The organism is Pseudomonas sp. K5002, assembly GCF_013386655.1.
Taxonomy (GTDB): Bacteria; Pseudomonadota; Gammaproteobacteria; order Pseudomonadales; family Pseudomonadaceae; genus Aquipseudomonas.
The window spans coordinates 1-4,375 of sequence record NZ_JACARK010000315.1; the positions used below are offsets into that span (position 1 = coordinate 1).

General features: G+C 61.3%; 4 protein-coding genes and 1 pseudogene. All 5 read left to right on the forward strand.

The features are described 5' to 3' along the window. A pseudogene (locus HX846_RS15825) lies at nt 1-123 on the forward strand (2-hydroxyacid dehydrogenase); the annotation flags it as partial. 91 nt (nt 124-214) lie between these two features. Continuing rightward, the gene (locus HX846_RS15830; RefSeq protein WP_178965682.1) at nt 215-2,071 is read left to right on the forward strand and encodes a pilus assembly protein TadG-related protein; all 1,857 of its coding nucleotides are present in this window, start codon (nt 215-217) and stop codon (nt 2,069-2,071) included. Nucleotides 2,072-2,201: 130 nt separating this feature from the next. After that, nucleotides 2,202-3,269 carry a phosphotransferase family protein gene (locus HX846_RS15835; RefSeq protein WP_177008208.1) on the forward strand — a complete coding sequence of 356 codons (1,068 nt, stop codon included), beginning with the start codon at nt 2,202-2,204 and terminating at the stop codon, nt 3,267-3,269. Nucleotides 3,270-3,288: 19 nt separating this feature from the next. Beyond that, nucleotides 3,289-4,056: an SDR family oxidoreductase gene (locus HX846_RS15840; RefSeq protein ID WP_003210776.1), complete on the forward strand. Its 768-nt coding sequence runs from the start codon at nt 3,289-3,291 to the stop codon at nt 4,054-4,056. 59 nt (nt 4,057-4,115) lie between these two features. Then, a partial coding sequence (locus HX846_RS15845; RefSeq protein WP_178965683.1) for a GntR family transcriptional regulator occupies nt 4,116-4,375 on the forward strand: 260 nt, incomplete at its 3' end.

Sequence of the window (4,375 nt, forward strand, 5' to 3'; positions counted from 1 at the left end):
CACGTCGCCGGCCTGTCGCCGGAAGCCGCCCATGACACCGTGCAGCGCGTGGCGGACAACCTGCTGGAATACTTTGCCGGCCGCCCTGTGCTGACGCCCGTGGCACTGCCTCCGCGAAAATAATGGCCAATAGCCATAAATCCTTGCAAAACCTGACTACACTGCCTGAGGGGATATTCAGGATGCCGGTACTGGATCGGCGAAGGAACGCAGGATGGTTTGCCAAGGACCCGGCTCGGCCCGCCAACGCGGCGCAATAGGACTGATGGGTGCGATGACCCTGGGGATCGCACTGTTGTTCCTGTTGGTGGTGGTCGACAGCGGCCGGCTGTACCTGGAAAAGCGCAAGCTGCAACGGGTTGCCGACACCGCGGCCCTGGAAGTGGTCACCCGCGGCGGCGCCTGCGTGACGCCGAATACCAACGCCGCGCAATTCGCGATCCAAAGCGCAGCCCGCAATGATTTCCCGCTCAACGCAGACCGTACCCTGGCGACCACCTGCGGCACCCTGGTCACCGGGGCTGACTTCATGCGCGCCTTCAGCCCCAATCCCTCAAGGTCCGATGCGATCCAGGTCATCGCCACCCACCGCGTTGTCACCAGTATCGCCAACCGCCTGTTCATGCTGCTCTCCACCGGCCCTTTCGAGCCGACCATCCGGTTGCAGGCAGTGGCCGTGGCCGCCGTGCCCGCGCCCCCGGTGGCCGTACTGACCATCCGCAGCACCTTGCTGACCGTGGACAGCACCAAGTCTGCCGCACTCAATGCGTTGATCGGCGGACTGCTGGGGGGCAAATTGCAACTCGACGCGGTGGGCTGGAAGGGCCTGATCAATACCGATATCCACCTGCTCAGTTACCTGGACGCGCTGGCGATTCAATTGAAGGTCAGCGCCGGCAACTACGACGAGTTGCTCAAGACCGACGCCAGCGTCGGCGATCTGATCCAGGCCGCGATAGATGTACTCAAGCTGGGGGGCGATGCGGTCAAGGTGGTGATCAATAACCTGGAAGCGATCAAGCTGATTGCACCCGGCACCAAGATCCTGCACCTGGGCGACCTACTGACCATCCAGAACGGCACCGACAAGAGCGCCCTGGACGTTAATCTGCAACTGTTCAACCTGATCCAGGGGTTTGTGCAACTGTCGAACAAGTACAACGCGGTCGCGGTGGAGCTGCCGGTGGATGTGCTGGGACTGCTGAATATCACGGTCAAGACCAAGGTCATTGAACCGGCACAGGTTTCCGCCATAGGTAACCCCAAGCTGATCGCCACCCAGCCGATCTACGTCAGGACCGCGCAAGTCAGGACGTTGATCTCGGTGAAACTGCCGGCAATCGGCGCGGTGAACGATTTACTGGGCGGGGTAACGGCGCTGGTGGGCCTCTTGTTAGGCAGCTCCTTTGACCCCAAAATCGGCCAGCAAATCGATGTAGCACTGGAAGCCGCCAGCGGCAGCAGCACGGTCACCGGATATCGCTGCAATGGGCCTGCGGACAAAGCCTTGTCGGTGCTCGGTACCACCTCGGCGGTTAGGCTGATGGTGGGCCAGATCGACCCAAAAAACCTGTTTTCCTCCACAGCACCACTGAACGTTGACGAATTCCCATTACTCGACCTTGGGGTGAAGACCTGTAGCAACGGTGTCTGCGATCCCCGGCAACCGTATGGCGTGGGTGGCATCAGCCTGAAGATCGACAGCAGCGTGGCCAAGACCGTCCGGAACCACACTTACCTGCCGCCGCCCGAGTTGAAAAGCCCCCCGGATTACTTCAGTTTCAGTTCCAACAACGTGGTGGGCAGCTTGAGCAACACCCTCAATGGCATCCAGTTGATCAACCATCCACCGACACAGGGCGGACTGATTGGGCTGGTGCTGAACCTGGTGGTCGGCCTGATCACCGGCGTACTGAATCTGCTCAGCGGCATCATCTCCGGACTGCTCAGCCCGCTCCTCGACCCGCTGGTCAATAACCTGCTCGCCGGCCTGGGCATCGACCTGGCGAAAGTCGAAATCGGTGCCAACCTGTCCTGCAACCCCGGCGGGCGCGCAGTTCTGGTGATCTGAGCACATCAAGCCCGCTGATCATCGGCCAACACGCTAACCTATTAAGCCGCCCCAACCTTGTGGCTTGGCGGCCGCGCGCATTAGATTAGCCAATAGTCCAAGGCCTTAAGAATAAGCAGAAGGGATAAGCATGGCGCTTAATGACCAATCGACCCAGATTCGCCCCGGCGAAGAACTTGATGCCAGCCTCATCGATCCCTACCTCAAGGCCCATATCCCGGGCTTGAGCGGCAGCGTCAAAATCAGCCAGTTCCCCGGGGGTGCCTCCAACCTGACGTACCTGCTGGAATACCCCGGCCAGGAATTCGTGCTGCGCCGCCCGCCCTTTGGCCACAAGGCCAAGTCCGCCCACGACATGGGCCGCGAATACCGGATTCTCAACCAGCTCAAGGACGGTTTCCCGTATTGCCCCAAGGCCTACGTGCACTGCACCGACGAGTCAGTGATCGGCGCCGAGTTCTACGTGATGGAGCGGGTCAAGGGGATCATCCTGCGCTCGGACCTGCCGCCGGAACTGGGCCTGGACGCGGCGAAAACCGAAGCCTTGTGCAAAAGCTTTATCGACAAGTTCGTCGAGCTGCACCAGGTCGACTACAGCGCCTGCGGCCTGGCCGACCTGGGCAAGCCCGAAGGTTATGTGGAGCGGCAGATTCGCGGCTGGAGCGACCGCTACGAAAAAGCCCTGACCCCCGACGCCCCCAGCTGGGAAGCGGTACGTGCCTGGCTCAACGACAAGATGCCGGCCGACCACCCCACCTCGAGCATCGTCCACAACGACTACCGCTTCGACAACGTGATCCTCGACCCGCATAACCCGATGCAGATCATCGGCGTGCTGGACTGGGAACTGACCACCCTCGGCGACCCGCTGATGGACCTGGGCAACACCCTCGCCTACTGGATCGAAGCGGCCGACCCGGCCCCGGTGCAACTGATGCGCCGCCAGCCGAGCAACGCCCCCGGCATGCTTACCCGCCGCCAGTTCGTCGACTACTACGCCGAACGCTCCGGGATCCAGATCGACAATTTCGACTTCTACTACACCTACGGCCTGTTCCGCCTGGCCGGCATCGTGCAGCAGATCTACTACCGCTTCTTCCATGGCCAGACCCAGGACAAACGCTTTGCGCAGTTCATTCACATGAACAAGCTGCTTGAGCAGATGAGCCTGAATGTCATCAAACAGTCTTCCCTCTGACCCTCTTCAAGGAAAAACCATGTCCAAGACCCAACTGTTCGACCTCGACGGCAAGATCGCTTTCGTTTCCGGCGCCAGCCGCGGTATCGGTGAGGCCATCGCCAAGTTGCTGGCCCAGCAAGGCGCCCACGTGATCGTGTCGAGCCGCAAGATCGACGGCTGCCAGCACGTGGCCGACGCGATCATCGCCGACGGCGGCAAGGCCACGGCAATTGCCTGCCATATCGGCGAAATGGAACAGATCACCAACGTGTTTGCCGCGATCCGCGAACAGTTCGGCCGCCTGGACATCCTGGTCAACAACGCCGCCACCAACCCGCAGTTCTGCAACGTGCTGGACACCGACCTGGGCGCATTCCAGAAGACCGTCGACGTGAACATCCGCGGCTACTTCTTCATGTCGGTGGAAGCCGGCAAGCTGATGCGCGAGAACGGTGGCGGCAGCATCATCAACGTGGCCTCGATCAACGGGATTTCGCCGGGCGTATTCCAGGGCATCTACTCGGTGACCAAGGCCGCCGTGATCAACATGACCAAAGTCTTCGCCAAGGAATGCGCGCCGTTCGGCATTCGTTGCAACGCACTGCTGCCGGGCCTGACCGACACCAAGTTCGCCTCGGCACTGGTGAAGAACGACTCGATCCTGAAAATGGCCCTGGCGCAGATCCCCCTCAAGCGCGTGGCCGACCCGAGCGAGATGGCCGGCGCGGTGCTGTACCTGGCCAGCGACGCGTCGAGCTACACCACCGGTGTATCGCTGAATGTGGACGGTGGTTTCCTGTCCTGATTCGGCTGGCGGGTGACTTGCGGTAATCTTGCGGGTGATTGCTTGCCTCTGGATGAAACATGGAACTGCACGTCGTTATCAAGGGCCGCAAGGACCTGGCCGAACAGCTTTACCAGCAATTGCGCACGGCCATTGAGTCGGGACAACTGGTGGCCGGGTCGCAATTGCCTCCCAGCCGCTTGCTGGCCCTGCAACTGGGCGTGTCGCGCAAGACAGTCTCAGACACCTACGCGGCGCTGACCTACGAAGGGTTGTTGGTCGGCAGGATCGGCCGTGGCACGTTCGTCAACGCCTGGGCCACGCGCCGCGAACACCTGCA